The 3,996-nt window shown below is 54.0% G+C and carries 5 protein-coding genes and 1 pseudogene; 3 read left to right on the top strand and 3 right to left on the bottom strand.

Features of this window, described 5'->3' with window-relative positions:
• Both L692_RS0125035 and L692_RS0125030 read left to right on the top strand, forming a co-directional pair.
• Positions 1–531: pseudogene (locus L692_RS0125035) on the top strand (hypothetical protein); the annotation flags it as partial.
• Positions 532–574: 43 nt separating this feature from the next.
• Positions 575–763: a hypothetical protein gene (locus tag L692_RS0125030; RefSeq protein WP_025702649.1), complete on the top strand. Its 189-nt coding sequence runs from the start codon at positions 575–577 to the stop codon at positions 761–763.
• 54 nt (positions 764–817) lie between these two features.
• Here L692_RS0125030 and L692_RS33730 read toward each other — a convergent pair whose 3' ends face one another.
• The 3 genes from L692_RS33730 to L692_RS0125015 form a co-directional block, all read right to left on the bottom strand.
• Complete coding sequence (locus L692_RS33730) at positions 818–928, bottom strand: YjcZ family sporulation protein (protein WP_211245151.1); 111 nt, start codon at positions 926–928, stop codon at positions 818–820.
• Between the two features lie 219 nt (positions 929–1,147).
• Positions 1,148–2,455, bottom strand: a complete 1,308-nt coding sequence (locus tag L692_RS0125020; protein ID WP_025702648.1) for an aminotransferase class I/II-fold pyridoxal phosphate-dependent enzyme — start codon at positions 2,453–2,455, stop codon at positions 1,148–1,150.
• Between the two features lie 251 nt (positions 2,456–2,706).
• Positions 2,707–3,324, bottom strand: a complete 618-nt coding sequence (locus L692_RS0125015; protein ID WP_025702647.1) for a pyridoxamine 5'-phosphate oxidase family protein — start codon at positions 3,322–3,324, stop codon at positions 2,707–2,709.
• Positions 3,325–3,449: 125 nt separating this feature from the next.
• On the opposite strand from L692_RS0125015, the gene L692_RS33725 reads away from it, so the two are divergent.
• On the top strand, positions 3,450–3,996 hold a 547-nt coding region (locus L692_RS33725), incomplete at its 3' end, for a GntR family transcriptional regulator (protein ID WP_036725506.1).

Here is a 3,996-nt window from a genome sequence, read left to right as displayed (position 1 = left end):
GGGTTTAGGAGTTTACACAATCTATTTTACAGACTCGATAAGGTTAAGCCTGCAGTTCCTGATACTTGTGCCTTCCCATATGCTACATTCTATACTTCAGAGGGCAATACAGGTTGGTACTGTATGCCAGAGTTATTTGACTTTGTAGACATCTACTTTCCAACCAACGAGGAAAAGGACGCAATCGTAACCCATTCTATTCGGAGGAGATCTAAGGGCGGCGATCTGATTAAAGATCCTTCTGTAAAAATCTTTATGACCAAATACCGTAAAGCTGTGATCTTTGAAAAGAACGAAATCCTGATTACCGGTAACGACGATGAAGTAGTCATTCGATTGTTGGACGACCATGGAATTGAGCTGCGAAGCAAAAAAGATATCCGAGTTAAAGCAGACGGAAATCTTGATCTTAAAGCAGGAAATACGGTGCAGATTACGGCTAAGAATGCTATAGGTCTCAAGTGTAAGACAAGTGTGCTAGAGATAGATGGAAATATTAAGGTGAGTGGTGCCAATATAAATATGCATTAATGGCTATCATCATACAAAAAGTGTTTAAGAAAGAAGCGTGAGAATGATTAAGGTAACGACAGGAGCTGTGGTAAATGAAAAGCCACCAACCAAGGAAGAGATAATAGAAGAGTGGAAAAGAAATGCCATAGAAAAAGAGATCCAGAGTCCTTGGCGGACTTGTCCGGATCTCTTTATTTTTACTCTCGAAAAGTTCATCCGCCGGATGTGCCGCCGGGACAAAGCGGTGTGAACATGATGGGAGGAAGGGAGCCGTAAGGCTCGCTTCCGGATGAATCCATGCCGATTAGATAAACAGAGAACGGGTGATGATTACCAGCAGGATGAAGAGAACCAGAATGGCTCCAGTGCTGGTGAAAGGTCCATATCCGTATCCGCCTCTTACTTCTTCGCTCATGTTCATTCCCCTTTCGGTGAGTTGTTGTACTGGAGTACACCGTATTGTATGTTCCCCGTTCTGCCGGGGTATGGGCCAATGCCGCAAGAGGCTGCAAAAATAATAGTCGGGTTCCCCGATAGAAGCTCTCCCGGCATGCTCGCTTCCATAGCCGCCGCCTGCCGCGCGCGCAAAGAGCCCCCGCATTCGTCATGCGGAGGCTGATATTCGTGGCTGGACTTAAACGTTGGCCTTTTCCAAATCGCGGACGCCCGCGTATACGAGATCGAACAGGTCTTCGAGATCCTCCTCGGCGATGCAGGAGAAGGCGATGCGCAGATCCGTGTCGCCAAGGGCAATCGTGCCAAGCCCGTAACGGTGAATCAGATGCTGGCGCAGCTCGTCCGCCTGGACGGTGCGAAGCTTCAGGCACATGAAATAGCCGGAATTGAAAGGATAATACGTCCATGCTTCGTCACCGTACTTGCCGCTGTCGAGCAGCGCCTTGACCTTGTTGGCGCGGCCCTTCATCACCCGGAACTTCTCTTCTTTCTGTTCCTCGAATTCCGGCGACTTGAGCGCATCGAGCACGAATGTCTGCGAAGGATGCGGCCCGCTGGAAATGGTGGCCCGGATAATGCCGAGCGTCTTCTGCTCCAGAGCGTCCAGCACGTCCTTGCTCTCGGAGGCATAAGTGATGAAGCCTACGCGGAAGCCCCACACGTACTCTTCCTTGGTCGCTCCGTCGATCTTGACGGCCAGCACGCGCGGGTGCGCGTTCGCCAGCTTGCCGAACAGCGATTCCTTGAGCGAATCCTCGAAGAAGAGTCCGAAATAGGCGTCATCGCATACCGCAACAACGTTAACGCCTTCTTCCGCAGCGCGCACAATCGCCGCGACGATCGCGTCGCCTTCCTTGATGCCCGGCGTGTAGCCTGTCGGGTTATTCGGGAAGTTCAGCAGCACAATGGCCTTGCCCTTGTCCTTCTGCGACAGGAGCGCCTGAAGCAGTCCGTCGCTGTTGAAGGTCATATCCTCGGTGAACAGCGGGTAGGTAACCAGCTCCGCATGGCGGCGGACGCTGAAGGTCAGCTCGTAGTTCTCCCAGTTCTTGTCGGGGTAGACGACAGCGTCTCCCGGCTCGGCGAACAGGTCGGCAACGATGCTGAGTCCGTGGGTCAGCGCATTGGTCACGATCGGATTACCGTAGGATTTGCCTTCAAGCGCAGGGTTCTCGCGCAGCATTTTGTCGCGCCATACGGTTCGCAGCTCAGGCTTGCCCGCCGGCGGGGCGTAGCCGTACAGGTCCTTCGGGGCGAATGCGGAGAGCTTCTCCTGAATGACGTTCAGATGCATCGGGCCGCCGTTCTCGGTGGCAATCCCGATGGTGGCGTTGTATTTCTTGGCATGAGCGGTTGCCTCGGCGGATTGGCTCAAAATGCCTACTTTTGGAAAATAGATTTCTCGGCCAAGAGTGGACAGCATGTCGTACACATGCTCATTTCCGGCTTTAATGCTTTCGTTTAATTGTCCAGCCTGTGGATTCATCGGTTTCATCCTTCCGGGTATCTTTGAAATCGGAGCACACTTGCGATCGGAGCGCTCCTGAAATCGTTGGCAACGTTCTAACATTGCCTAACATTATATCACCTGCGGTACGGGACAGTCACTTCGGAATATCGGTTTTTTTCTAAAAGATTGACGATAAATTTAAGGGTTTTGATAAACGTTCACACAGCAAAGCGGGGACTGTCCGCAATGTGCGTACAGTCCCCGCTTATATCTGCCAGCCCGGCAGTTTAAGAGGAGTGGAACGGGCAGAATTTTTTCATCATTTCCACCGTTTCGGCATCCCGTTCTCCGCCTCTGGCCTCAAGCCCGCTGATGACGGCGCTGCGGTCTTCCTCCTTCAGATTTTGTCCGAACTTGAATTTGGCGGTTAACTCCTCGGGAACGATCCGCACAACCGCTACCGCTTTCAGCGCGGGCCGGTATTTCGGGTTCTCTGCGTCGACGGGTTCATACCCGCCCTCCGGCTGAAGCTTATGCATGAACTTGTCGAGCGCGGCAGCTTTTTCGCCCAGGTCGGTGACGATTTCGGCCGTGCCGAAGGCAGTGACGCTTTTGAAATACGAGGTGGCGGGACAGGCCATTTCGGGATCGGTGAAATAGGAGGGAATCAGGGCGAACTCATCCGCTACGGTGAAGCAGACCTTGTCCATCTTGCGGATTGCCTCCATCTTGCCGCCTGCATGGCTGCCGTGAAAGTAGAAGCATCCTCCGGTATAGACGAAATTAAGCGGGATGACGCGCGGACGGCCCTCCCCGTCGGTTACGCCGAGAAAGCCGAAGCTCATTTCGTCCAGAAAGGCTGTCAGTTCTTCTTCATTCTCAACTTTAAACTCTTTTCTTCTCATATATAGCGCTCCTTTATGTTGATGGGATAGGATTGGTTAATCAACAGCATAACAGGAGATTGACAATAAAAAAGAGCCCATTTACATTATTTTTATTGGTCCACTTGAATGGGAGGAATGAAGGTATGGACGCCATTCCAATATTGAGCTTTGACGAATATCTGGCTGAATACCGCTATAAGTATCTGGCGCTGTACCACGCGCTCAGAGCGGCGATTCTAAGCGGGAATTTGCCGGGAGGCACGCGGCTTCCCTCCACCCGCAAGCTTGCCGTTCTGTACGGCCTGTCTCGGGGATCGGCGGCTCAGGTATACGATATGCTGGGAGCCGACGGCTATGTCAAATCGGAAACGGGACGGGGCACCTTCGTATCGAGGGACGGCTTCTTCCCGGAGGCCAAGCCGGCGGAAGGAAGCGCGGAACAGGCGGGAGGCGGCGCGGGGATAGCGGAGCACCCCTCCGAAGCGAAGCCGGGCGGCGCTGCGGCAAGAGCAGGGGAGGCCATGGCTCCCTCCGGCGGTCCGGGGAGCCCGCTCACCGCCGGGGGGAGCGGCGAAGCCTTGCCCCTGGCGGAAGGAGCTGCGGCCCTCCCGGAGCTTCCGCTATCCGCCTGGGCGCGGCGGCTTGCGGCGCTGCCGCCTGTGAGGGAGGAGGCCGGGGCAAGCTCCGTCA

It is taken from the genome of Paenibacillus forsythiae T98 (assembly GCF_000520735.1).
In the GTDB taxonomy this organism is placed as follows: Bacteria; Bacillota; Bacilli; order Paenibacillales; family Paenibacillaceae; genus Paenibacillus_AQ; species Paenibacillus_AQ forsythiae.
The sequence above is the reverse complement of the archived record's forward strand: the minus strand, read 5'-3'. Positions and strand labels throughout refer to the sequence as shown.

Coding starts and splice junctions, on each gene's coding strand:
- L692_RS0125020 (WP_025702648.1), bottom strand. CDS start 2,455: ATGAATCCACAGGCTGGACAATTAAACGAAAGCATTAAAGCCGGAAAT.
- L692_RS33730 (WP_211245151.1), bottom strand. CDS start 928: ATGAGCGAAGAAGTAAGAGGCGGATACGGATATGGACCTTTCACCAGC.
- L692_RS0125015 (WP_025702647.1), bottom strand. CDS start 3,324: ATGAGAAGAAAAGAGTTTAAAGTTGAGAATGAAGAAGAACTGACAGCC.
- L692_RS0125030 (WP_025702649.1), top strand. CDS start 575: ATGATTAAGGTAACGACAGGAGCTGTGGTAAATGAAAAGCCACCAACC.